This is a genomic window from Rhodococcus sp. 14-2483-1-1 (genome assembly GCF_002259335.1).
Lineage (GTDB): Bacteria > Actinomycetota > Actinomycetes > Mycobacteriales > Mycobacteriaceae > Rhodococcoides.
This window is the reverse complement of record NZ_NPFX01000021.1, coordinates 133800-156507: the sequence shown is the minus strand read 5'-3', so window position 1 is coordinate 156507 and position 22708 is coordinate 133800. Positions and strand designations below refer to the sequence as shown.

The following is a 22708-nucleotide window of genomic DNA, read 5'->3' as shown; positions in this document are numbered from 1 at the left end:
GCCAAAGCAGGCTCAATCCTCGCCGAGATCCTCTCGGAGCTGGGCGAGAGTACGAGCCAGGATCCGCGAGACGTGCATCTGCGAGATTCCCACCTTCTCCGCGATCTGAGTCTGGGTCATCGACCCGAAGAAGCGGAGCACCACGATGCGCCGTTCCCGCTCGGGCAGCTTCTCCAGCGCAGGGCGGACGGCGAGATAGCTCTCCATCTTTTCCAGTTCGGGATCGTCGGCACCGAGGGTGTCCATCAGCGGGAGGCGATCTTCGCTGACCACCGAGTCGACCGACACGGTTTGGTACGCGCTGCGCGCGAGCAACGCCTGCGACGCTTCCTTGACGTCGATTCCGAGTTCGACGGCGATCTCGCTGGCTGTCGGAGCTCGGCCCAACTTCTGCGACAACGAGCCCACCGCCTGCGAGATCATCGAGTTCAGTTCCTTCATGCGCCGCGGCACCCGAACCGACCATCCCGCGTCGCGGAAGTAGCGGCGAGCTTCGCCCATGATCGTGGGCACGGCGAACGAGACGAAGTCCGATCCGCGCTCGATGTCGAATCGGTCGACTGCGTTCACCAAGCCCAGACGGGAGACCTGCAGCAGGTCCTCGTGGGCTTCGCCACGACCGCCGAATCGGCGTGCGATGTGTTCGGCGAGCGGGAGGCAACGGGTGATGATGCGATCGCGCAGCACTCGGCGCTGCGGTGAATTCTCGTCGAGCGCCTGCATCTGCTGAATCAGCGCGACAACGTCGCTGTAGTCGTCGGACTCTCGCCGCGTGCTTCGTTCGTGCACCGGCACTAGATCGTGCTCCTCCGCTTGACCACGTCGATGGCAACCGTGCGAACCGCATCGCTGTCGTCTGCGTCGTCTGCGCGCAGCTCGATGGAGTCGGTCAGGGTTTGCAGAACGTGCCAGCCGAAGCTGTCTTTCTTCGGCACGGACGTGGCAGCCAACGTGGACGTGACGACGATCCGGATTCCGGAGTCACTCACCGAGAACAGGCACGAGAGCTCCGAGTCCGCCACCGAGCCCTTGATCAGTTGCGAACACACTTCGTCGACGACCAGTTTGACGTCGGCGATGTCGTCGAGCGTGAAGTCGCTCAGAACCACGAGGGTTTCTGCGACGGCGCGTACCACCGGAAGCTGGTCGGCCTCGGCGCGCACCCTCAGCTCGACCGGTGCACCGGAACCTCGCTCCAGTTCTTCGATCTTGCTGACCCCAGCCATCCGCACTTCCCATCGTCGCCGCGCACTGAATTACCGTTTGCCGAGCAAGACTACCCAGCCGACCACGTTTCAATCCTCACAGTTCGGGAACCGGGTCTTCCGGCACCGCAGCCGGACGAACGATCGATGAACGACCCGGTGGCCCGGATGACGCACGGGCGGCGACCTGGCACGATCGACACCGTGGATCACTCGCAGGCACTTCGCACTCTCGCCCGACGTCTCGGCACTTCGACCTCGTATCGGGGCTGGGACGACACCGAACACGAAGTGAGCGACGACACCCTGCAACAGGTGCTCACCGCACGCGGCTACGCCACCGAGTCGGCCGAGGACGTCGACCGAGCACTGGCCGACATCGAGAACGCACCCTGGCGACGGCTGTTACCACCGGTGGTCGTGGCCACGCAGGGCACCGATTCCGCGGTGTGGGTGCATGTGCCGCACGGCAATCCGGTGGAAGTCTCGATGGTCTCCGAGAACGGTGAGTCGATCGACGTCACCCAGGCCGACGTCTGGGTCGATCCACGGGAGGTCGACGGCCACCTGATAGGTCGCGCCACCTTCGTCGTTCCCGGCAACGCCCCGCTCGGCTGGCACAGTCTGACCGCGACGACGATCAGCGAGGACAACACGGTCCGTACATCGGAAGCGGTCGTGGTGGTCACACCGAAGTCGTTGTCACCCAACGCGGAACTGGCGGATCGACAGCGGACCGGACTGCTCACCCAGCTGTACTCGGTGCGATCGCGACGATCGTGGGGAATCGGCGATCTCGCCGATCTCGAGGACATGGCCGACATCGCCGGCCGCGAGCACGGATTCGACTACCTTCTCGTCAATCCACTGCACGCCGACCGACCGACCACCCCGGTCGAGGCATCCCCGTACCTGCCGACCACGCGTCGATTCTTCAACTCGCTCTACATTCGAGTCGAGAACATTCGCGAGACCGCACAACTCTCGCCGAAACAATTCGGCAAGATCCACGACGCAGCGAGACGGTTCGACAAGGCGAACACACGAACCAAGAAGCTGGATCGGGACCGGACGTTCACGGCGAAACTTCGTGCCCTCGAACGCGTTCACAAGGTCGAACGCAGCCCGGCTCGCGAATCCGCGTACCGCGCATTCGTCGAGCGTGAGGGCACCGGACTGCGCGACTTCGCGGTATGGAGTGCGCTTGCAGAGAAATTCGGGCCTCAGGATCCGGTCTGGACCGATCGGGCGGCGCATCCACGAACCGACTTCGTCCGAGAGCAACGCGCGAAATTGGCCGATCGCATCGACTTCCACATGTGGCTGCAGTGGATCTGCGACGAGCAACTCGCCGCCGCGCAACGCGGTGCGCTCGAGGCGGGGATGGACATCGGCATCATGCACGACCTTGCGGTCGGTGTGGCCCGGGGCGGAGCCGACGCGTGGGCGCTCGGCGATGTGTTGGCCTCGGGTGTCACGGTGGGCGCGCCGCCGGACAATTTCAACCAGCAGGGCCAGAACTGGAATCAGCCACCGTGGGACCCCGACCGCCTCCGAGAAATGGCGTACATCCCGTATCGAGACATGCTGCGCACGATCCTTCGTCACGCCGGCGGCATCCGCGTCGACCACATTCTGGGCCTGTTCCGTCTGTGGTGGATTCCGCAGGAGGCCGAGAATGCCGGCGGCGGAACGTATGTCGAGTACGACCACGAAGCATTGATCGGCATTCTGGCGCTGGAGGCCGAGCGTGCGGGCGCGGTGGTGGTCGGTGAGGATCTCGGGGTCTTCGAACCGATGGTGCAGGAGTACCTCACCGAACGCGGCATTTTCGGCACCTCGATCCTGTGGTTCGAAGCCGACGAATCCGGGCCGATCGCGCCCGAGGAGTACCGCAGTCTCTGCCTGACTTCGGTGACCACGCACGACCTACCACCCACAGCCGGGTATCTCCGGGGTGAGCACATCGACCTGCGTTCACGTCTGGGCTTGCTCGAACGCGACATCGACGCCGAGAAGGAGGTCGATGCACGCAAGCGCGAGGCGGTTCTCGACCTGGCACGTGAACGCGGGTTGCTTCACACCGACACCGCCGCCGACGATCATCGGACGGTGGAAGCTCTGCATCGTCTCGTGCAGCGGAGTCCGTCTCTGTTGATCGGTGTCGCACTCGTGGACGCTGTCGGAGAACACCGCATTCAGAACCAGCCAGGAACCGACGAAACCCAGTACGAGAACTGGAAGGTTCCGTTGGCCGACGCAGACGGCAGGCGTGTGCTGGTCGAGGATCTCGTCGACCATCCCCGGATGGTGTCGTTGGCAGCGGCTATGGCCACCGAGTCGACGGACCGATGACGCCGAGGTCCACAATCGAAGGATGAACTACCGCATTCGCCGTGAAGACAGCCGGTACTGATGGGCCGCATCACTGCTCGTAGACCGGTGGTCCGCCTCCGAGCTGGGCACCGAGTCGAGCGCCCGGACACCCTGGTGGTGGAAGAGCCGCTCGAATTGCGGGTCGACGGCAAGGCATTGGCCGTGACCATGCGCACTCCCGGACACGATGTGGAGCTGGCACACGGCTTCCTGCTGACCGAAGGCGTGATCGCCTCGGGAGCAGACATCGCTGCAGCTCGTTACTGCGACGGGGTCGACGACGAGGGCGCGAACACGTACAACGTCTTGGATCTCACGCTGGCCCTGGGCGTCGCTCCCCCGGAGACGGGCGTCGAACGGAACTTCTACACGACGTCGTCGTGCGGGGTGTGCGGTAAGGGATCCTTGGATGCAATTCGACTGCGCACCAAGCACTCCCCCGCGGCCGACACGGTCGTCGTCACCTCGGAGACTCTTGCCGGGTTGCCGGACACACTGCGCGCTGCGCAGAAAGTCTTCGATGCGACGGGCGGTCTGCACGCCGCGGCGCTGTTCACCGCCGACGGTGAGATGCTGGTGTTGCGCGAGGACGTCGGACGCCACAACGCCGTCGACAAGGTCGTCGGCTGGGCCGTGACCAACGATCGAATTCCGCTGCGCGGCATGGTGTTGATGGTCAGTGGCCGCGCCTCGTTCGAGCTGGCGCAGAAGGCCGTGATGGCCGGCATACCGATCCTCGCGGCAGTGTCGGCACCGTCGTCTCTGGCGGTGGATCTGGCGACCGAGTCGGGTCTGACGGTCATCGGATTCCTTCGCGGTCGGTCGATGAACCTCTACTCCTGCACCGACCGCGTACTGGTGTCAGGCGATCACGTCGACCAGTAGTTCGGCTGCAGTCGCGTTCACGACGTCGTCCACGGACACACCCGGTGCGGTCTCGACGAGACGGAGACCGTTCTCGGTGACGTCGAGTACGGCCATGTCGGAGATGATCCTGTGCACGCAGCCTTTGCCGGTCAACGGCAGGGTGCACTGTTCGAGAATCTTCGGCTCACCCTTGCGCGAGACGTGCTCCATCATGACGATCACGCGCCGCGCTCCGTGCACCAGATCCATCGCGCCGCCCATGCCCTTGACCATGTGCCCGGGGATCATCCAGTTCGCCAGATCACCGGTGGCGCTGACCTGCATCGCACCCAGGACTGCCACGTCGACCTGGCCGCCACGGATCATTCCGAAAGACTGCGCGGAGTCGAAGTAGGAGGCACCAGGAAGGACTGTGATGGTTTCCTTGCCTGCATTGATGACCTCGGGATCGAGCTCGTCCTCGGTGGGGTACGGGCCGACTCCGAGGACTCCGTTCTCGGAGTGCAGGATCACCGAGATGTCGGTGGCGATGTAGTTGGGCACGAGCGTGGGCATTCCGATGCCCAGGTTCACGTACTGTCCGTCACCGAGTTCCTGTGCCACCCGAGCGGCCATCTGTTCGCGGGTCATCTTCTCGCTCATGCTCGTACCGTCCTCTGCTCGATGCCGACCTCGACCGGTCCGACGTGGACCACCCGATGCACGTGGATGCCCGGAGTGTGCACTTCGTCCGGCCCGATCTCGCCGGGCTCCACGAGATGCTCGACCTGCGCGATGGTGATCCGCCCCGACTCTGCCGCAGGTGGATTGAAGTTTCGCGCACTGGCGTGGAATACCAGGTTCCCGTGTCGATCGCCCTTCCACGCGTGCACGAGTGCGTAGTCGGCGACGATGCCGCGCTCCAGCACGTAGGTCAGGCCATCGAATTCGCGTGTCTCTTTCGGCGGACTGGCCAGGGCGATTCCGCCGCTGCCGTCGTAGCGCAACGGGAGTCCACCGTCGGCAACCTGCGTCCCGACACCTGCCGGAGTGAAGAAGGCAGGGATTCCGGCACCGCCGGCGCGCAGTCGTTCGGCAAGAGTGCCCTGGGGCGTGAGTTCGACTTCGAGTTCGCCGGACAGGTACTGCCTCGCGAACTCCTTGTTCGACCCGACGTACGAGCTGATCGTTCTACGAATGCGGTGCTGTGCCAACAGAACTCCCAGACCGAATCCGTCGGTTCCACAGTTGTTGCTGATGGTCTCGAGATCGGTGGCACCCTGCGCGAGTACTGCGTCGATCAAGATTTCCGGCACTCCGACCAGTCCGAATCCCCCCACGGCGAGCGAGGATCCGTCCGGGATGTCCGATACGGCTTCGGTGGCGCTGGCCACGACTTTGTCCAACATGAGATCCACGCTACCCGAATTCGTGCGTTATGTGAACACCTTGCCACTATGCGAACACTTCCGTAGGGTAGCTATTGCGTAGATCACCACGATCGTGAGGAACCTTCGATGCTTCATCTCCCGCCCGACTATCGGGATCAAGCGGGCACCAACGCCCCGCGAGACTTCGCCGAGTACCGCACCACGGCTCTGCGACACCCAGCACAGCCATTGACGCTGCTTCCCCAGCGACTCACCGAGATCACCGGACCGGTACTGGGCGAGGGGCGGATCACCGCCGCCGATGCCGATCTGACTCTGGCGAACGGCGGTGAAGCACAGGGGCAGCGCATCATCGTGCACGGCCGAGTACTCGACAGTGACGGCAAGGCAATCCCCAACACGCTCGTCGAGGTGTGGCAGGCCAACGCGGGCGGGCGATACCGACACACCGGTGACCGCTGGCCGGCACCACTGGATCCGCACTTCGACGGAGTCGGCCGAGTGCTCACCGACCAGCAGGGCCGTTACCGATTCACCACGATCAAGCCGGGCGCATACCCCTGGGGCAATCATCACAATGCGTGGCGTCCCGCCCATATTCACTTCTCGTTGTTCGGACAGGCGTTCACCCAACGGTTGGTGACCCAGATGTACTTCCCGGACGACCCGATGTTCTTCCAGGATCCGATCTACAACGCCGCACCGGAAGACGCTCGCGCTCGCATGATCAGCACGTTCGATTACGAAGCAACGCAGGAGAACTGGGCACTCGGCTTCAGATTCGACATCGTGCTGCGCGGCCGAAACGCCACCCCCTTCGAGGAAGACGACCACGATGACTGACCCAGAATTCGCGCCTCGCTACCCCGTGGTCACCGGAGCCGACTTCACCACCGCCCCCTTCGGACAGACCCCGTCCCAGACGGTGGGCCCGTACGTCCACATCGGACTGTTGTGGCCCGACGGCGAACATGTGGTGCCGCCGGGCACGGACGGTGCCGTCACGGTGACGTTCACGTTGATCGACGGCTCCCGAACCCCCATGGCCGACGCCATGATCGAGACCTGGCAAGCCGATGCCGACGGCCGGTTCGATCATTCCGACGACCCACGGGGCGCAGTTGCGCCACGAGTCGAGGGCTTTCGCGGATTCGGGCGAGCGTTCGCCGACGCGACCGGGACGATGACGATCACCACGATCAAGCCGGGACCGTTGCCCGCCGAGAACGGTGCCGTCGAGGCGCCGCACATCGACGTCGGCATCTTCGCTCGCGGAATGCTCGAACGGGTCGTGACCCGGGTGTACTTCCCCGACGAGGCCGAGGCCAATGCCGTCGATCCTGTGTTGTCCGCCTTGCCCGAGCACAAGCGTGCCAGACTCGTCGCACGGTCGGTCGACGGCGGCTATCACCTCGATATCGTGCTGCAGAACACCGACCCGGACGGCGACGAGACTCCGTTCTTCGAACTGTGACGAGCGATTCGCGAAGGAGGACAATGGCATCCGAGCGAGGTGCACTGTTCGATCCCACGTTCGGCAGCGACGTCATCGCACCACTCGTGGGAGACCGCGCCTGGGTGACAGCGATGTTCGACGTGGAAGCCGCACTCTCGCGTGCCGCGGCCTCGGTCGGACTGGTCGATGCCGACCACGCGGACGTCGTCACCACTGCGGCAGCAGAGCTCGGGACGTCTGCGGACATCACCCAGCTCGGGCTCGATGCGGCCGCCGGCGGGAACCCCGTCATTCCGCTGGTGACGATGCTTCGCAGGGCTGTGTCACCCTCTGCAGTTCCGCCCAGCGCAGTCCATCCCGGCGCCACCAGCCAGGACATCATGGACACGGCACTGATGCTGGTCTCGAGCACTGCGCTCGCCGCCATCGAAACCTCGCTCGACGACGCATGCCGCGCTGCACGAGATCTCGCACTGGCACATCGCACCACTCCCATGGCGGCGCGCACTCTCGGCCAGCAGGCCCTCCCCACCACGTTCGGCCTCGTCGCCGCGAACTGGGCATCGGGGCTCTACCGCGCGCGCACACGTCTGACTGCCGCTCGACAGGCGTGTCCGGTTCAATACGGCGGAGCCGCAGGCACTCTCGCGGCCGTGTATCCGCACGGCCCGGCCATAGCCGCCGCGCTGGCCGCCGAACTGTCACTGGCTCCGCAGGTCGCGCCCTGGCACACCGAGCGCACGGCAATCGCGGATCTCGCGTGCGCGTTGGGCACGGCCGCCGGGACGATCGGGAAGATCGCCGGGGACATCGTGTCCATGTCCGCAACCGAGCTCGGCGAGCTGTCCGAGGACGCGCCGGGGGGATCCTCGGCCATGCCGCACAAGCGAAACCCTGTTGCGGCCATCACGGCTCGCGCCGCGGCCCGCCGCGTGCCGGGGGCAGTATCGACGGTGCTCTCGAACATGGATCACGAGTACCAGCGCGCCGCGGGAGCATGGCACGCCGAGTGGGAGACGATCACCGACCTGCTGCGCCTCACCGGCGGCGCAGCACACCGCATCGCCAGCAGCCTCGGCGGCGTACACGTACATCCCGAGATGATGGCTCGTAATCTCGACGCGACGGGCGGAGCGCTTCTCGCCGAACGTGTATCGGCAGCCCTGTCGCACCATACGAACGATGCCCGGGACATCGTGACCGCTCGATGTGCTGCCGGAGCACCGTTGGACACCGACCCTGCGATCACCGGTTTTCTCGCACAGTCGACGGTGCGCGAATTGCTCGACCCGGCCGGGTATCTCGGCCACGCACCCGATCTGGTCGACACCATCCTGGCCGAGCTCGCTCTCGACACCGACAACACCTCAGACTCGAAGGACTCACGATGACCGTCGCACTGGCTCACCGACTCGTCGAAGGACCGGGCACCGACGCCGATACAGTCGTGCTGATCGGCTCCCTCGGCTCCGATCGATCGATGTGGAACCCGCAGGTCGGTCCGCTCTCCGCGTCGCTTCGAGTACTCGCCGTCGATCTCCGTGGGCATGGGGCATCCCCGGTGCCCCCTGGCCCGTACTCCGTCGCGGATCTGGCCGAAGACGTCCTGGCCCTGCTGGATTCATTGGATCTGCAGCGCGTTCACATAGTCGGCCTCTCGCTCGGCGGTGCCGTCTCGCAGTGGATCGCCATCCATCGACCGGAGCGAGTGCGAACTCTGACGTTGCTGTGCACCTCAGCCAAGTTCGGTGAGCCCGCGCAGTGGCTCGATCGCGCGGCCACGGTCCGCGCGGGCGGAACGGCCTCGTTGGCCGACGCAGTACTCGACCGGTGGTTTACCCCCGAACTCGCCGGTCGCGACGCCGATCTCGTCGAACGGCATCGGCGGATGATCGTCGACACCTCCGACGAGGGCTACGCGGCATGCTGTGAGGCGTTGTCCGACTGGGATTCTCGCGCAGACCTCGGTCGAATCAGCTCCCCGACCCTCGTGATCGCAGGTCGTCAGGACCCCTCGACCACCCCCGAGGATCTGAAGATCATCGCTGACGGTGTCACCGGATCGACGTTCCGAGTGCTCGACCCCGCAGCACACTTGGCCAACGTCGAGCAGGCCGGACCCGTCACCGCAGCGATCGCCGCACACATCGGGTCGGATCTGTACGCTGCGGGCCGGGCGGCGGCCCACGACACCGGCATGGCGGTGCGGCGCAGCGTCCTCGGCGACGCTCACGTCGACCGAAGCATCTCCGCGCGAACCGAATTCACCGCGCCGTTCCAGGATTTCATCACCCGCACCGCATGGGGTGACATTTGGAGCCGCCCCGGACTCGACCACCACACCCGCAGACTCCTGACCCTGGCGATTCTGACGGCCGTAGGCAACCAGCACGAGCTCGATATGCATATTCGCGCAGCGCTCCGCGCAGGACTGGCACCGGACGAACTGGCCGAGGTGTTTCTGCACACCGCGGTGTACGCGGGAGTTCCGAACAGCAACAGCGCATTCGGCCTGGCGAACGCGGCCATCGCCGAGACCGATTCGGGTAGCTCGTGAACTCCGGGGAATCGCCGGCACCGTCCTCGGACTACGTCCAGTCACTCGGCCGTGGTCTTGCGGTGATTCGAGCGTTCGACGCCGAGCATCCGCGTCGAACACTGTCCGATGTCGCGAGGGCAACCGAACTCACGCGGGCCACCGCCCGACGGTTTCTGCTCACTCTCGTCGAGCTCGGATATGTCCGAACCGATGGTTCCTTGTTCTGGCTCACCCCGCGCGTGCTCGAACTGGGGTACAGCTATCTGTCGAGTCTGTCCCTACCGGAAGTCTCCGGACCGCATCTGGAGGCTCTCGCAGAACGGGTACGCGAATCGTCCTCCGTATCGATTCTCGACGGCGACGACGTCGTGTACGTCGCGCGAGTTCCGGTGAGCCGCATCATGACCGTCGGAATCAACATCGGTACGCGATTCCCCGCGTTCGCCACCTCGATGGGACGCGTATTGCTGGCCGGTCTACCGGCCGACGAGCTCGCGGCATACCTCGACCGAATCCAGCTGACTGCACTGACCGGTAAGACCCTCACCTCGGCGGCTGCCCTCGGACGCGAACTCGAACGGGTACGAGCCGAGGGCTTCTGTCTGGTGGATCAGGAACTCGAAGAGGGTCTGCGATCGATCGCCGCACCCATCCACGACAGCAACGGTGTGGTTGTCGCGGCGGCGAACGTCTCGACTCAAGCTGCGCGTCATTCCGCGGACGAAGTCCGCACCGAACTACTCCCGGCCTTGCTCGACGCCACCCGCGCCATCGAGACCGACCTGCTCCGGGTGAGTACCGGACCCAACGACAAGCGAGGAAACAACCATGCCTGACGCCGTGATCTGCGAGCCCCTTCGAACCCCGGTCGGCCGCTTCGGCGGTCAGTTCCGCGATATCTCCGCCCAAGCCCTGGCCGGCACGGTCATCGCGGAACTCGTTGCCCGAACCGGCATTTCCGGTGCCGACATCGACGACGTGATCCTGGGCCAGGCGTCGCCCAACGGCGATGCGCCGGCGATCGGACGTATCGCAGCACTCGACGCCGACCTGGGTATCGACGTCCCCGGCATGCAGGTCGACCGGCGCTGCGGTTCCGGCCTGCAAGCGATTCTGCACGCGTGCATGCAGGTTCAGTCCGGCGGCAACGATCTGGTTCTGGCGGGCGGCGTCGAGAGCATGAGCCAGACCGAGTTCTACGCCACCGGCATGCGTTGGGGCGTCAAAGCCGAGGCGGTGGCCCTGTCCGACCGACTCGCTCGGGCACGAGTGACCGCAGGCGGCAAGAACTTTCCCGTGCCCGGCGGCATGATCGAGACCGCAGAGAATCTTCGCGCCGAGTTCTCGATCAGCCGAGCCGATCAGGATGCGCTGGCAGTCCAATCCCACCAGCGCGCGGTCGCCGCACAGAACAGCGGGGTGTTCGCCGAAGAGATCGTCGGTGTGACTGTCCCCCAACGTAAGTCGGATCCACTCCTCGTCACCACCGACGAACATCCCCGTGCCGACACCACTGTGGAGTCACTCGCGAAGCTGAAGGCTATTCGCGCGTCGATCGATCCCGAATCGACGGTGACGGCGGGAAATGCCAGCGGCCAGAACGACGGTGCCGCGCTTGCGATCGTCACCACTCCGGACAAGGCTGCTGCACTGGGTCTTCGGCCGCTGGCCAGACTGGCCGGATGGGGTGTCGCCGGAGTTGCTCCGCGCACCATGGGTATCGGGCCGGTCCCCGCCAGCGAGAAGGCACTCGGACGGCTCGGTCTGAGCCTCGACGACATGGGAATCATCGAACTCAACGAAGCATTTGCTGCCCAGGCCCTCGCCGTCACCCGTTCCTGGGGCATCGAATCCGACGACCCTCGACTGAACCCGCACGGTTCCGGCATCTCGCTCGGACACCCTGTCGGTGCAACCGGAGCTCGCATTCTCGCCACCCTGCTTCGCGAGATGGATCGCCGCGAGGTCCGCTACGGACTCGAGACGATGTGCATCGGCGGTGGCCAGGGCCTGGCTGCGGTCTTCGAGCGCCTCACCTGACCCACGGCGACGGGCGGCCGGCTGCCTGCGGGCGTCACTCCTGCAGCTGAGCCGCCAGTCGCACCGCGGAATTGGTCTCCCCGTAGCCCTCGTAGCTACCTGTTCGCTGGACCACCTCGAAGAACAGATCGTCGCCGACGGTTCCGGTGAAGAAGTGGAAGAACTCCCCGCCGGACGCGTCCGCGTCGTACAGAATTCCCAGGCGTTGCATCGCGTCCAAGGTGTCGGATCCGAGTTCGAATCGCGCGTCGAGATCGCGGTAGTAGTTGGGAGAGATACGCAACGGGGTGAGGCCGCGGTCGACCATCGCCGACGCCGCAGCGTAGATGTCCTCGCATCCGAACGCCACGTGTCCGACGCCTCCGCGGCGGGCGGCGGGCAGCGGGTCCGAGTCGGACGGCCGGCCGGGAACCATGTTGAGCGAGAGCCGAATCGTGCCGCCCGCGGTGTCCAGTGTGAGGGCCTGGCTCCGCACCAGGCCGATCGCGTCGACGACGTCCTGCCCGTCGCGGGGCACCATTCCGAACACAGAACGCAGCAAGAGCATCACGCCGTCCCAGCTCTCGGCGGGTACGGCCAGAGCGATGTGGTCGACGTGGGAGACACAGGCGTCATGGCGTTCCGTCACCCGAGGTGCCAGGTCGAACGCCGACTGCCAGGCACCCGCACTGTCTCGGGTGCGCAGGTCGAGCGAGGTTGCGCCGGTCACCGCAAGGCGCACCACCGCGTCGGTCGCGTCCGCAACACCCGGCATGGTGACGGTGGATGCGGTGACGCCGAGAGCGCGGGCCCGAGTGAGCCACAGATCGGGGCGCTCGCTACGGACGCCGATCTGAGCCAACGCGGGCAAGTGGGCCGGGACGCCGGGCGCAGTCCACAACGTGTCCACGGTCGTGTCGACCGCCACCGCCAGTGGACCCTGGGTGAACAACGACAGTCCGTGTTCGCTGTGTGCGGCCGTCAGGTCGAAACCCAACTGGCGCAGAACGGTCCCCAGCTGCGCTGCCTTCGCCGGCCCCGCCGCTATCCGTAGGGATACGACGTTCTCGATCGGACCTGGCGGTGGAGGCGAGAAGAGATCTGTTTCTGCAGAGGGTGTTTCGATGGCGCGCACCTGCTCCTGCAGGTACAGCAGCGAGCGATGGGCGTCGGATGCCGTTCGCCCGGTGTCGGAGTGCCGGAAGACGTCGTTGAAGATCTCGAGCGACCATGGTCCGGTGTAGCCGGAGGCAACCACGTCCGCTCCGAAGCGAGCAAGATCGAAGTTGCCTTGCCCGGGGAAACACCGATGGTGGCGGCTCCATTGCAACACGTCCATCACCAGGTGAGGTGCGTCGGCCAGTTGGAGGAAGAAGATCTTCTCGCCCGGTATGTCGCGAATTCCCGCGGGATTGTCACCGCGGGAGAGAATGTGGAAACTGTCCAGGCAGGTGCCGAGTGCCGGATGGTCGACCTGTCGAACGATGTCCCAGGCATGACCGTAGGTATCGACGTGGGTGCCCCAGGCCAGCGCCTCGTACGCCAATCGCATTCCGCGCCGGTGCGCACGCTCGGCCAGAATCGCCATCTGTTCGATCAGCAGGTCGTCCTCGCGCACAGCACCGGCCAGCGGCGAGGAACACACCAGCAGTAGATCGCATCCCAATTGCTCCATCACGTCGAACTTGCGCTCGATGCGAACGAGGTTGCGGGCGAACTGATCCGGGTCTGCCGAGTCTGCGTCCCGAAACGGTTGATAGAGATCGAGAGTCAGGCCGAGATCGGCGGCCTTCTTCGCGATGTCCTCGGGCAGGTCGGGTGAGCTGATGAGATCCGGCTCGAACACCTCGAAGCCGTCGAACCCGGCATCTGCGATGGCACGCATCTTCTCGTCGAGCGATCCGCTGAGCGAGACCGTGGCGACGGACGTCGCGACGGCGCTCATGCGAGCGCTCCGGCTACCGCAGTGGCAGCGAGGCGATCCTCCAGCTCGATCAACGAGCTCATGTGGGCGATCATTCGATCCGCATCGGCGGTGCGGCCGGTGAAGATCTCGAATGCATCGGCGGCCTGGAATACGGCCATCCCGGTTCCGCTGAGCGTTCGACAACCGACTCTGGCTGCGGCCGAGAGCAACTCGGTCTCCGCCGGACGATAGACCACCTCGGCCACCCACATGCGCGGATCCAGGAGGTGCTCGGGCACGGCCGATCCCGGGTGCTCCACCATTCCGATCGGGGTCGCGTGCACCAGCCCGGTCGCGGTTTCGAGGACGGCGCCGAGCCGATCGAGTCCGGCCGAGAGAATCTCGACATCGGGGAAGATCGCCGCAAGGGAGTCTCGAAGTTGCTGCGCTCGAACAGGATCGGCGTCCACCAAGGTGAGTGTGGCTGCGCCGCGGCGCGCCATGGCGTACGCGACGGCTGCGCCTGCTCCCCCTGCACCGAGTTGGACCACATCGGCGAGGTCGGCACCGGGCAACCCGCGGCCGAAGTTGCGATCGAATCCGGACCAGTCGGTGTTGTGTCCGACGGCTCGGCCGTCCGCGAACACCACTGTGTTGACGGCCCCGAGTCGGGCCGCGTCGTCGGAGAGCTCGTCGAGGCAACCGATGACGCGTTGTTTGCACGGGTGAGTGATGTTCAGTCCACGAAATCCGAGGTCGGCGGCCGTCGCTACCAGGCGGGGCAGATCCTCGACAGTCAGCCCACGTCGGTCGAGATCGATGATGCGGTAGAGATAGTTCAGCCCCTGCTCGACACCTTCCTTCTCGTGCATCGCGGGCGTGAGCGACTTGCCGATACCCGTCCCGATCAGTCCACAGAGCACGGATTCCGGCATCTCGATCTCCTAGCTATTTAATGTACTAATTGGTGAGTTAGATCGACGGTACTACGCCGTCGCCCCGCGCCCAACCGTTTCCGCACAATCGACGGCGATAGAGTTGATCCATGCCTCCGCGCGCAACCGCCTCGTCCGACGACAGCAGCGGACCGGCCGTCAAACGGCGCCGCAACAGCGACCTGACCCGGCACAACATCCTCGAGGTAGCTACCGAAGAGTTCGCGGACAAGGGGTTCGCCGGTGCCCGCATCGACGAGATCGCCGAGCGGACGCACACGACGAAACGAATGTTGTACTACTACTTCACCGACAAGGAAGGCCTGTACAAGGCCGTTCTGGAACGGTCATACCTGCGCATTCGCGAGCGAGAACGAGCCGTGGACGTCGAAGGACTCGGACCGGTCGAGGCCATTCGCGCCATCGCGTCCCTCACCTTCGATCACCACGAACAAAATCCCGATTTCATCCGATTGGTGTCCACCGAGAACATCCTGCGCGGCGAGCACATCGGCACCTCGGAGGCACTGAGCAATCTGGGCAACCCCGCGGCCGAGCTGTTGGCCAGCATTCTCGAGCGCGGTCAGGCCGACGGGCTGTTTCGTACCGACGTCGACGCATTGGACATCCACATGGCCATCAGCAGTTTCTGTGTGTTCCGGCTGTCCAATCGCTACACCTTCGAGGCCCTGTTCGGTCGCGACCTCACCGACCCGGCGCACCGAGAACGACTGCGCTCCATGCTCGGCGACATGATCATCGCGTTTCTCACCAAACCGGCCCCCTGACGCGCTCGCCGAGTCCTTCGAATCTCATCCGGGGTTGACACGTGGCATGGATCACGTTCAGTATCTAGGAGCGCCTCGTTTTAACTATTTCGTACATTAGCGATCCGGTCGGCTGGATCGCAGTGTCGAAGGGCACCTCAGCTCCCCCCGTCACACGAAGAGAGACGAACGACGATGGATCCCGTTACAGCCGGACCGACCCCCACACCCCTTCGACCGGGTGCGAACCCGCGCAAAGCCGCCACCGCAGCATGGGTGGGCAGCGCGCTCGAGTACTACGACTTCTTCATCTACGGCACGGCGGCAGCCCTGGTATTCGGCCGCGTGTTCTTCCCCGGATCGAATCCCGCCACCGGCACACTGTTGGCCCTGGCGACATTCGGCGTCGGCTACCTTGCGCGTCCGCTCGGAGCATTGGTGCTGGGACACATCGGTGATCGCTACGGCCGCAAGAAGGTCATGGTCGCCACCGTCCTGCTGATGGGTGTCGCGACCCTCGGGGTCGGCGTTCTCCCGTCCTACGAGTCCATCGGAATCGCTGCGCCGATCATCCTCGTTCTGCTTCGACTCGCGCAGGGATTCTCTGCCGGCGGTGAGCAGGCAGGCGCAAACTCGATGACACTCGAGCACGCCCCGGACAACCGCCGCGCGTTCTTCACCAGCTTCACACTCAGCGGCACCCAGGGCGGCCAGATTCTCGCCACCGCCGTATTCCTCCCCGTCGCGATGCTTCCCGAAGAGCAGCTCCTCAGCTGGGGCTGGCGAATCCCGTTCTTCCTCAGCGCATTCGTCGTCGTCGCCGCGTTCCTCATCCGCCGTTCGCTCGACGAGACCCCGGTGTTCGAGGAAGAGGTTGCTTCCAACGAACCGCAGCGCCTGCCCTTGGCCGAACTGCTGGCCGACCACTGGCGCGCAGTTCTTCGCGTCATGTTCGCCGCTGTGATCGCCTCGGTCAGCACCATCTTCACCGTCTACGCCCTGTCGTATGCCGTCAATACCGTTGGCCTCGAACGCACTCCGATGCTCTGGGTCGGCGTGCTCGCCAACGTGGTCGCACTGTTCTCGCTGCCCTTCTTCGGTTCGCTCTCCGACCGCGTCGGCCGCAAGCCGGTGTTCCTGTTCGGATCGATCGGCTGCGCCATCCTCATGTTCGGTTACCTCTGGTCCATCTCGATCGGTAGCTACGCACTGATCTTCGTCTTCGGCATCGTGATGTTCGGATTCGTCCACAGTGCTACCGGCGGAGTCTGGCCCTCGTTCTACGGCGAGATGTTCCCGGCTCGGGTGCGTCTGACCGGCACCGCCCTCGGTACCCAGATCGGCTTCGCCATCGCAGGATTCGCGCCCACCATCGCCGGAGCGATCGCCGGTGCCGAGATCGGTGCCTGGCTACCGGTCGCCATCGTCACCGCCGTGTTCTGTGCCATCAACGTCGCCATCGTCTCCACGTCCAAGGAAACGTTCCGCACGCCCACCGACGAACTCGGCACAAAGCCTCGTACCGTCGATGCAACCGCCACCGCGAACTCGCAGTGACCGTCGATGATCGACGCAGAACGGCCTGATACCCCGGGGTTGTGGCGAGTGTTCGCCGTGCAGTACGCGACTCGAACGGCACTGCGCAGCACACACTTCCACTATCACGATAACCGTGGCGGCGAGCCACATCCCACTGCCTACTACGTGTGGCTCGCCCTCTCGCAGACCGACACCGTTCTGATCGACGCCGGGCTCGCCCCCTCCACCGCCGAAGGAATGCAGGGACTGGACTACTTCGGCTCCCCGCTCGAGATCATCGGCGGTCTGGGGATCGCGCCCGGCGACATCGATCTCTGTGTCTTGACGCACCTGCACTACGACCACACCGGGGTCGTGGCAGACCTACCCCGAGCCCGCTACGTCGTACAGCGGCGCGAGCTCGAGTACTGGAACGGTCCGTGGGCAACGCGCATCGAACAGGAGCGATGGTTGCACTCCAGACCGGACATCGATCACGTGGCCGCGAGCACGCGACTCGACCTCGTCGACGGAGATCGTGAACTGCTGGACGGTCTGTCGGTGCACTCCGTCGGCGGCCATACCGCCGGCATGCAGATTGTCCGAGTACGCACAGCGCGGGGAAACATCGTGCTGGCGTCGGACGCGAGCCACTTCTACGAGAACATCGAGTCCGACAACCCGTTCGCGATCCTGCATTACCTTCCGGACATGTTCGGAGCCTTCGACCGAATCCAGGAACTGGCCGACGGTCCCGATCACATCGTGCCCGGACACGACCCACTGGTGTCCGAACGATTCAGGGCAGTCGATCGACAGCCCCACGTGGTGAGCCTCGGCTGACCTTCCGAACGACGAAAGAGCCCCGATCATTACGATGATCGGGGCTCTTTCGTCGAATCGGCGACTGGTCAGGCCGACTTGTCGCGGCGTTCCGGCCGCTCGGGCTTGCGCGGCACGATCGTCGGCAGCACGTTGTCGTTGACCGTTTCTGCAGTGACGACAACCTTCTCCACGTCGTCGCGGCTGGGGATGTCGTACATCACCGGCAACAGCACTTCTTCCATGATCGCGCGAAGTCCACGAGCACCGGTACCACGGAGAATTGCCTGATCGGCAATTGCGTCCAAGGCCTCGGCAGTGAACTCGAGCTCCACACCGTCCATGTCGAACAGACGACGGTACTGCTTGACGAGCGCGTTCTTCGGCTCGGACAGAATCGTGACGAGCGATTCCTTGTCCAGGTTCGTGACCGACGCGATCATCGGCAACCGGCCGATGAACTCGGGGATCAGGCCGAACTTGATCAGATCCTCCGGCATGACCTCCGCGAAGTGGTCCTGGGTGTCGATCTCGGCCTTCGAGCGAACCTCGGCCCCGAAGCCCAGACCACGCTTGCCGACGCGATCGGACACGATCTTCTCGAGACCGGCGAAGGCACCGGCGACGATGAAGAGCACGTTCGTCGTGTCGATCTGGATGAACTCCTGATGCGGATGCTTGCGACCGCCCTGCGGCGGCACGCTGGCCTGAGTTCCTTCCAAAATCTTCAGCAATGCCTGCTGGACGCCTTCACCGGACACATCTCGCGTGATCGACGGGTTCTCGCTCTTGCGGGCGATCTTGTCGACCTCGTCGATGTAGATGATGCCGGTCTCGGCGCGCTTGACGTCGTAATCGGCGGCCTGGATCAGCTTGAGCAGGATGTTCTCGACGTCCTCGCCGACGTATCCGGCCTCGGTGAGCGCGGTGGCGTCGGCGATGGCGAACGGCACGTTGAGCATCTTGGCCAACGTTTGCGCGAGATACGTCTTTCCGCAGCCCGTCGGTCCGAGCATCAGAATGTTGGACTTCGCCAGTTCGACCGACTCGCCCCGCACGTCACGGGCCTTGTCACCGGCCTGGATTCGCTTGTAGTGGTTGTAGACCGCAACGGCCAGCGTGCGCTTGGCAGCGTCCTGACCGATCACGTAATTTTCGAGAAAATCCTTGATCTCGGAGGGCTTGGGTAGGTCGTCGAGCTTGACTTCGCTCGATTCGGCCAACTCCTCCTCGATGATCTCGTTGCACAGGTCGATGCACTCATCGCAGATGTACACCCCTGGTCCAGCAATGAGCTTCTTGACCTGCTTCTGGCTCTTGCCGCAGAACGAGCACTTCAGCAGATCGCCACCGTCACCGATGCGTGCCATTCGGAGGTTCCTACTTCCTTGTCCGCGTACGCCCCACGCCGTCCGACTGTGCCGAGACACCGTGGGCTACTTCCCGGGCTTTCGTCGTGCCGATATCGACCGCCCGAGTTCTTGGGTGCGACGCTACCCGTGTTCGCCGAACATGGGCGGGTTGTTTCCGGTGATTCGCCACCCGATTTCGTCTGTACCAGAAATCGGGCCGTCGATCGCGATCGCCGGGCGGAGTTTCTCACTCGCGCCCGGCGCCGGAACTCGAGCCGGACCGCTACGGCCCGACCGGTGGTGCTCGCAGTGCTACTTCTGTGCGGAAAGCTTGCGGTACTCGAACACGGTGTCGATGATGCCGTAGTCCTTGGCCTGCTCCGCGGTGAGAATCTTGTCGCGATCGGTGTCCTTGCGGATGACGTCGGGGTCCTTGCCGGTGTGGCGACCGAGAGTGGTCTCCATGAGACGACGCATGCGCTCGATCTCCGCAGCCTGGATCTCGAGGTCCGACACCTGGCCCTGGATTCCACCGCTGGAAGGCTGGTGGATCAGCACCCGTGCGTTCGGCAGAGCCGCACGCTTGCCGGGCGTACCGGCGGCGAGCAGAACTGCCGCGGCAGAGGCGGCCTGGCCGAGGCAGACGGTCGCAACGTCGGCGCGGACGTACTGCATGGTGTCGTAGATCGCCATCAGCGATGTGAACGATCCGCCGGGCGAGTTGATGTACATGGTGATGTCCCGGTCGGGGTCGAGCCCCTCGAGCACCAACAGCTGCGCCATGACGTCGTTGGCCGACGCGTCGTCGACCTGCACGCCGAGGAAGATGATGCGCTCCTCGAACAGCTTGTTGTACGGGTTCGATTCCTTGACGCCGTAGCTGGAGTGCTCGACGAAGGACGGAAGGATGTACCGCGAGGACGGCAACTGGTTGGGATCGAACAGGTTTGTCATCGTTTCTCCAAGATGTGAGTGATCGAGGTCGCCGGTACAGGCCGATTTACTCGCCGATTCCGCCGGCCTGCTGCGCGCGGCTGACGACGTGATCCACGAACCCGTATTCCTTGGCGGCCTGGGCGGTGAACCACCGGTCGCGATCGGAGTCCTCGGTGATCTGCTCGACGGTCTGGCCGGTGTGCTGAGCGATGAGCTCGGCCATCTCACGCTTGGTGTGCGCGAACTGCTCGGCCATGATGGCGATGTCGGATGCGCTGCCGCCGATACCGGCCGAGGGCTGGTGCATCATGATGCGCGCGTGCGGCAGGGCGTACCGCTTGCCCTTGGCACCGGCCGAGAGCAGGAACTGACCCATCGAAGCGGCCAAACCCATGCCGTAGGTCGCGATGTCGCACTCGGCGAATTCCATGGTGTCGAAGATGGCCATGCCCGCGGTGACCGAGCCACCGGGCGAGTTGATGTACAGCGAAATGTCGCGAGTGGCATCCTCGGCGGAGAGCAACAGGATCTGGGCGCACAACTTGTTGGCGATGTCGTCGTCGACCTGGGTACCGAGGAAAATGATGCGGTTTTGAAGCAGACGCTCGTACACGGAGTCGCTGAGATTCAACCCTGCTGCGGCCGAAGTCATGACGGGACTCTGCTCGTGCGAAGCCGCCGGATTCTGAACAGTCACGGTACCTGCCTTTTCATAACAAATCGTTGGTTCCTGACACAGACACTAACGAAAGACGGCGGCTCCGGAGTCCCGGAACCGCCGTCGTTCGCTGTGAGCGTTACTTCTCTTGTTCGCCCTCGGAAGAATCAGCTGCTTCGACCTCGTCGGGAGCATCGGCGGGGCTACCGAACAGCTCGGCCGTGTCGACGCTCGCGCCGTTGGTGTCGGTCACGGTGACGCGCTCGACGACCGAAGCGAGGGCCTTACCGCGCTTGACGTCGGCGAACACCGCGCCGAGCTGGTTGGCCTGCTGCACCTGCTGGATGAACTGCTCGGGCGGCATGCCGTAGCGCTGCGCCTGGAAGATGATCCGCTCGGTGAGCTCTTCCTGCCCGACCTGCGTGTTCTCGGCCTCGGCGATCGCATCGAGAAGGAGCTGGGTACGCACCGACTTCTCGGCACCTTCCTTGACGTCCTTGTCGAATTCCTCGCGGCTCGAACCCTGAGATTCGAGCAGCTCGGCGAGTGCTTCCTCGTTGTGATCGAGGCCGTGAATGGCCTCGTGCACCTGGGAATCGACCTCGGCCTTGACGACGGCCTCGGGAGCCGGAATCTCGAGCGTCTCGAGCAACGTCTCGAGCACCTTGTCGCGGATCTGACCGGCCTGCTCGACCTTCGCGACTCGCTCGACGCGCGTCTTCAGGTCGGCGAGCAGCTCGTCGAAGGTGTCGAACTCGCTGGCGAGCTGGGCGAACTCGTCGTCGGCCTCGGGCAGCTCGCGCTCCTTGACGGACACGACCTTGACCGTGACGACAGCTTCCTTGCCTGCGTACTCGCCGGCGACCAGAGTCGAGGTGAACTCCTTCGACTCGTCCGCGGAGACCCCGATGATCGCATCGTCGAGTCCCTCGATGAGCTGGCCGGAGCCGACCTCGTGGGACAGTCCGCTCGCGGTTGCCTCTTCCACGTTCTCGCCGTCGACAGTGGCCGAGAGGTCGATCGAGACGAAGTCACCGGACTGAACCGGGCGATCGACGCCGGTCAGGGTGCCGAAACGCTGGCGCAGCGACTGCAGCTGCTCGTCGACGGCCTCGTCCTTGATCTCGAGCGGATCGACGACGACGCTGATGGTCGAGTAGTCCGGCAGTGCGATCTCGGGACGAACGTCGACCTCGGCGGTGAAGGTGAGCTCCGTACCGTCTTCGATCTTGGTGATCTCGATCTCGGGCTGGCCGATGACCTTGACCTTTTCGTTCGTCACGGCCTCTGAGTAACGGGCGGGAAGAGCGTCGTTGACGACCTGCTCGAGCACCGCACCACGGCCGACGCGCGCTTCGAGCAACTTGGCCGGAGCCTTACCGGGACGGAATCCGGGGAGGCGGATCTGCTGAGCCAAAGCCTTGTATGCGCGGTCGAAATCAGGCTTGAGCTCCTCGAAGGGCACCTCAACGTTGATACGGACTCGCGTCGGGCTCAGCTGCTCGACGGTGCTCTTCACGGGACATGCTCCTTCTGGTAATTCTTGCTTGCTGGTGGTGCTTACGGTGCTGGCTTGCGGTCTTACCTCGCTCGCCGCGAAACACGGCGAACCGTGCCTGCGGCCCTCATTTGTCGGGGTGACAGGAATTGAACCTGCGACCCTCCGCTCCCAAAGCGGATGCGCTACCAAGCTGCGCCACACCCCGTCGTACCCACACCATTGAACAGCAACCGATAGTAGCCCCTCATCGGCGCCCCACCGATGGCGTTCGGGCGAACCCGGCGCGGCATGCCGGTTTGGAATCCGGCGACGGCTTTGGGTACAGTCTTGAAACGCAGGCGACGGAACTGGCGATCCCACGACTGTTGTTTGCACGCCGATGTAGCTCAATGGTAGAGCCCCTGTCTTCCAAACAGGCTACGCGAGTTCGATTCTCGTCATCGGCTCCATCGAAAAGCCCCGTACTTTCAGTGCGGGGCTT

21 protein-coding genes and 2 tRNA genes are annotated in these 22708 nt (G+C 64.5%); 12 read left to right on the top strand and 11 right to left on the bottom strand.

Going from position 1 to position 22708, the window contains the following annotated elements; genetic code table 11:
* Positions 1-12: 12 nt before the first annotated feature.
* Both CH294_RS19265 and CH294_RS19260 read right to left on the bottom strand, forming a co-directional pair.
* Positions 13-795, bottom strand: coding sequence for a SigB/SigF/SigG family RNA polymerase sigma factor (locus CH294_RS19265; protein WP_032379207.1), 783 nt, complete (start codon positions 793-795; stop codon positions 13-15).
* Positions 795-1226 carry an anti-sigma factor gene (locus CH294_RS19260; protein WP_032379208.1) on the bottom strand — a complete coding sequence of 144 codons (432 nt, stop codon included), beginning with the start codon at positions 1224-1226 and terminating at the stop codon, positions 795-797. Before CH294_RS19260 ends, CH294_RS19265 begins: the two co-directional genes overlap by 1 nt.
* A 183-nt stretch (positions 1227-1409) precedes the next feature.
* On the opposite strand from CH294_RS19260, the gene malQ reads away from it, so the two are divergent.
* Both malQ and fdhD read left to right on the top strand, forming a co-directional pair.
* Entirely contained in the window at positions 1410-3560 is a 2151-nt protein-coding gene (malQ, locus tag CH294_RS19255) for a 4-alpha-glucanotransferase (RefSeq protein WP_094738971.1), read from the top strand.
* Between the two features lie 60 nt (positions 3561-3620).
* Positions 3621-4466 (top strand): formate dehydrogenase accessory sulfurtransferase FdhD, encoded by an 846-nt coding sequence (gene fdhD, locus CH294_RS19250; protein WP_094738848.1) that lies wholly within the window; start codon positions 3621-3623, stop codon positions 4464-4466.
* Here the strand turns inward: fdhD and CH294_RS19245 are convergent.
* Both CH294_RS19245 and CH294_RS19240 read right to left on the bottom strand, forming a co-directional pair.
* Positions 4443-5090 carry a CoA transferase subunit B gene (locus CH294_RS19245; protein WP_032379210.1) on the bottom strand — a complete coding sequence of 216 codons (648 nt, stop codon included), beginning with the start codon at positions 5088-5090 and terminating at the stop codon, positions 4443-4445. The two genes, fdhD and CH294_RS19245, sit on opposite strands and share 24 nt — an antisense overlap.
* Entirely contained in the window at positions 5087-5836 is a 750-nt protein-coding gene (locus CH294_RS19240; RefSeq protein WP_170944790.1) for a CoA transferase subunit A, read from the bottom strand. The genes CH294_RS19245 and CH294_RS19240 overlap by 4 nt, the downstream gene beginning before the upstream one ends.
* A 108-nt stretch (positions 5837-5944) precedes the next feature.
* Here CH294_RS19240 and pcaH point away from each other — a divergent pair, with 108 nt between their 5' ends.
* The 6 genes from pcaH to CH294_RS19210 are packed head-to-tail and all read left to right on the top strand — an operon-like array spanning position 5945 to position 11853.
* Positions 5945-6661 carry a protocatechuate 3,4-dioxygenase subunit beta gene (pcaH, locus tag CH294_RS19235; RefSeq protein ID WP_032402390.1) on the top strand — a complete coding sequence of 239 codons (717 nt, stop codon included), beginning with the start codon at positions 5945-5947 and terminating at the stop codon, positions 6659-6661.
* Positions 6654-7292, top strand: a complete 639-nt coding sequence (gene pcaG, locus CH294_RS19230) for a protocatechuate 3,4-dioxygenase subunit alpha (RefSeq protein WP_094738847.1) — start codon at positions 6654-6656, stop codon at positions 7290-7292. The genes pcaH and pcaG overlap by 8 nt, the downstream gene beginning before the upstream one ends.
* Positions 7293-7315: 23 nt before the next feature.
* Positions 7316-8665, top strand: coding sequence for a 3-carboxy-cis,cis-muconate cycloisomerase (gene pcaB / locus CH294_RS19225; RefSeq protein ID WP_094738846.1), 1350 nt, complete (start codon positions 7316-7318; stop codon positions 8663-8665).
* The gene (gene pcaD, locus CH294_RS19220) at positions 8662-9831 is read left to right on the top strand and encodes a 3-oxoadipate enol-lactonase (protein ID WP_094738845.1); all 1170 of its coding nucleotides are present in this window, start codon (positions 8662-8664) and stop codon (positions 9829-9831) included. The genes pcaB and pcaD overlap by 4 nt, the downstream gene beginning before the upstream one ends.
* A complete protein-coding gene (locus tag CH294_RS19215; RefSeq protein WP_094738844.1) occupies positions 9828-10649 on the top strand; it encodes an IclR family transcriptional regulator in 822 nt (273 codons plus the stop codon). The genes pcaD and CH294_RS19215 overlap by 4 nt, the downstream gene beginning before the upstream one ends.
* Positions 10642-11853 (top strand): acetyl-CoA C-acetyltransferase, encoded by a 1212-nt coding sequence (locus CH294_RS19210; RefSeq protein ID WP_094738843.1) that lies wholly within the window; start codon positions 10642-10644, stop codon positions 11851-11853. The genes CH294_RS19215 and CH294_RS19210 overlap by 8 nt, the downstream gene beginning before the upstream one ends.
* Positions 11854-11887: 34 nt before the next feature.
* On the opposite strand, the gene CH294_RS19205 is transcribed toward CH294_RS19210, so the two are convergent.
* Positions 11888-13777 (bottom strand): sugar phosphate isomerase/epimerase and 4-hydroxyphenylpyruvate domain-containing protein, encoded by a 1890-nt coding sequence (locus tag CH294_RS19205; protein ID WP_094738842.1) that lies wholly within the window; start codon positions 13775-13777, stop codon positions 11888-11890.
* Entirely contained in the window at positions 13774-14673 is a 900-nt protein-coding gene (locus tag CH294_RS19200) for a shikimate dehydrogenase (protein WP_094738841.1), read from the bottom strand. The genes CH294_RS19205 and CH294_RS19200 overlap by 4 nt, the downstream gene beginning before the upstream one ends.
* 110 nt (positions 14674-14783) lie before the next feature.
* On the opposite strand from CH294_RS19200, the gene CH294_RS19195 reads away from it, so the two are divergent.
* The 3 genes from CH294_RS19195 (at position 14784) to CH294_RS19185 (ending at position 17801) form a co-directional block, all read left to right on the top strand.
* Positions 14784-15461: a TetR/AcrR family transcriptional regulator gene (locus CH294_RS19195; protein WP_032402382.1), complete on the top strand. Its 678-nt coding sequence runs from the start codon at positions 14784-14786 to the stop codon at positions 15459-15461.
* Positions 15462-15635: 174 nt separating this feature from the next.
* Entirely contained in the window at positions 15636-16997 is a 1362-nt protein-coding gene (locus CH294_RS19190; RefSeq protein WP_052065833.1) for an MFS transporter, read from the top strand.
* Positions 16998-17003: 6 nt separating this feature from the next.
* Positions 17004-17801 (top strand): N-acyl homoserine lactonase family protein, encoded by a 798-nt coding sequence (locus CH294_RS19185; protein ID WP_032402381.1) that lies wholly within the window; start codon positions 17004-17006, stop codon positions 17799-17801.
* 68 nt (positions 17802-17869) lie between these two features.
* On the opposite strand, the gene clpX is transcribed toward CH294_RS19185, so the two are convergent.
* From clpX to CH294_RS19160, 5 genes are all read right to left on the bottom strand, one after another.
* Positions 17870-19150: an ATP-dependent Clp protease ATP-binding subunit ClpX gene (clpX, locus tag CH294_RS19180; protein ID WP_032379220.1), complete on the bottom strand. Its 1281-nt coding sequence runs from the start codon at positions 19148-19150 to the stop codon at positions 17870-17872.
* 294 nt (positions 19151-19444) lie between these two features.
* On the bottom strand, positions 19445-20086 hold the full coding sequence (locus CH294_RS19175) for an ATP-dependent Clp protease proteolytic subunit (RefSeq protein ID WP_008715342.1): 642 nt from the start codon (positions 20084-20086) through the stop codon (positions 19445-19447).
* 46 nt (positions 20087-20132) lie between these two features.
* Positions 20133-20765 (bottom strand): ATP-dependent Clp protease proteolytic subunit, encoded by a 633-nt coding sequence (locus tag CH294_RS19170; protein WP_032379221.1) that lies wholly within the window; start codon positions 20763-20765, stop codon positions 20133-20135.
* A gap of 100 nt (positions 20766-20865) precedes the next feature.
* A complete protein-coding gene (gene tig / locus CH294_RS19165) occupies positions 20866-22245 on the bottom strand; it encodes a trigger factor (RefSeq protein ID WP_032379222.1) in 1380 nt (459 codons plus the stop codon).
* A 113-nt stretch (positions 22246-22358) separates the two neighbouring features.
* A tRNA-Pro gene (locus tag CH294_RS19160) sits at positions 22359-22432 on the bottom strand.
* Between the two features lie 170 nt (positions 22433-22602).
* On the opposite strand from CH294_RS19160, the gene CH294_RS19155 reads away from it, so the two are divergent.
* A tRNA-Gly gene (locus CH294_RS19155) sits at positions 22603-22676 on the top strand.
* The last annotated feature ends 32 nt before the right edge of the window (positions 22677-22708 follow it).

Excerpts from the sequence above, each read along its gene's own strand:
- CH294_RS19260 (WP_032379208.1), bottom strand. The coding sequence starts at position 1,226 with ATGGCTGGGGTCAGCAAGATCGAAGAACTGGAGCGAGGTTCCGGTGCA.
- fdhD (WP_094738848.1), top strand. The coding sequence starts at position 3,621 with ATGGGCCGCATCACTGCTCGTAGACCGGTGGTCCGCCTCCGAGCTGGG.
- CH294_RS19245 (WP_032379210.1), bottom strand. The coding sequence starts at position 5,090 with ATGAGCGAGAAGATGACCCGCGAACAGATGGCCGCTCGGGTGGCACAG.
- CH294_RS19240 (WP_170944790.1), bottom strand. The coding sequence starts at position 5,836 with ATGTTGGACAAAGTCGTGGCCAGCGCCACCGAAGCCGTATCGGACATC.
- pcaH (WP_032402390.1), top strand. The coding sequence starts at position 5,945 with ATGCTTCATCTCCCGCCCGACTATCGGGATCAAGCGGGCACCAACGCC.
- pcaG (WP_094738847.1), top strand. The coding sequence starts at position 6,654 with ATGACTGACCCAGAATTCGCGCCTCGCTACCCCGTGGTCACCGGAGCC.
- pcaB (WP_094738846.1), top strand. The coding sequence starts at position 7,316 with ATGGCATCCGAGCGAGGTGCACTGTTCGATCCCACGTTCGGCAGCGAC.
- pcaD (WP_094738845.1), top strand. The coding sequence starts at position 8,662 with ATGACCGTCGCACTGGCTCACCGACTCGTCGAAGGACCGGGCACCGAC.
- CH294_RS19210 (WP_094738843.1), top strand. The coding sequence starts at position 10,642 with ATGCCTGACGCCGTGATCTGCGAGCCCCTTCGAACCCCGGTCGGCCGC.
- CH294_RS19205 (WP_094738842.1), bottom strand. The coding sequence starts at position 13,777 with ATGAGCGCCGTCGCGACGTCCGTCGCCACGGTCTCGCTCAGCGGATCG.
- CH294_RS19200 (WP_094738841.1), bottom strand. The coding sequence starts at position 14,673 with ATGCCGGAATCCGTGCTCTGTGGACTGATCGGGACGGGTATCGGCAAG.
- CH294_RS19195 (WP_032402382.1), top strand. The coding sequence starts at position 14,784 with ATGCCTCCGCGCGCAACCGCCTCGTCCGACGACAGCAGCGGACCGGCC.
- CH294_RS19190 (WP_052065833.1), top strand. The coding sequence starts at position 15,636 with ATGGATCCCGTTACAGCCGGACCGACCCCCACACCCCTTCGACCGGGT.
- CH294_RS19185 (WP_032402381.1), top strand. The coding sequence starts at position 17,004 with ATGATCGACGCAGAACGGCCTGATACCCCGGGGTTGTGGCGAGTGTTC.
- clpX (WP_032379220.1), bottom strand. The coding sequence starts at position 19,150 with ATGGCACGCATCGGTGACGGTGGCGATCTGCTGAAGTGCTCGTTCTGC.
- CH294_RS19175 (WP_008715342.1), bottom strand. The coding sequence starts at position 20,086 with ATGACAAACCTGTTCGATCCCAACCAGTTGCCGTCCTCGCGGTACATC.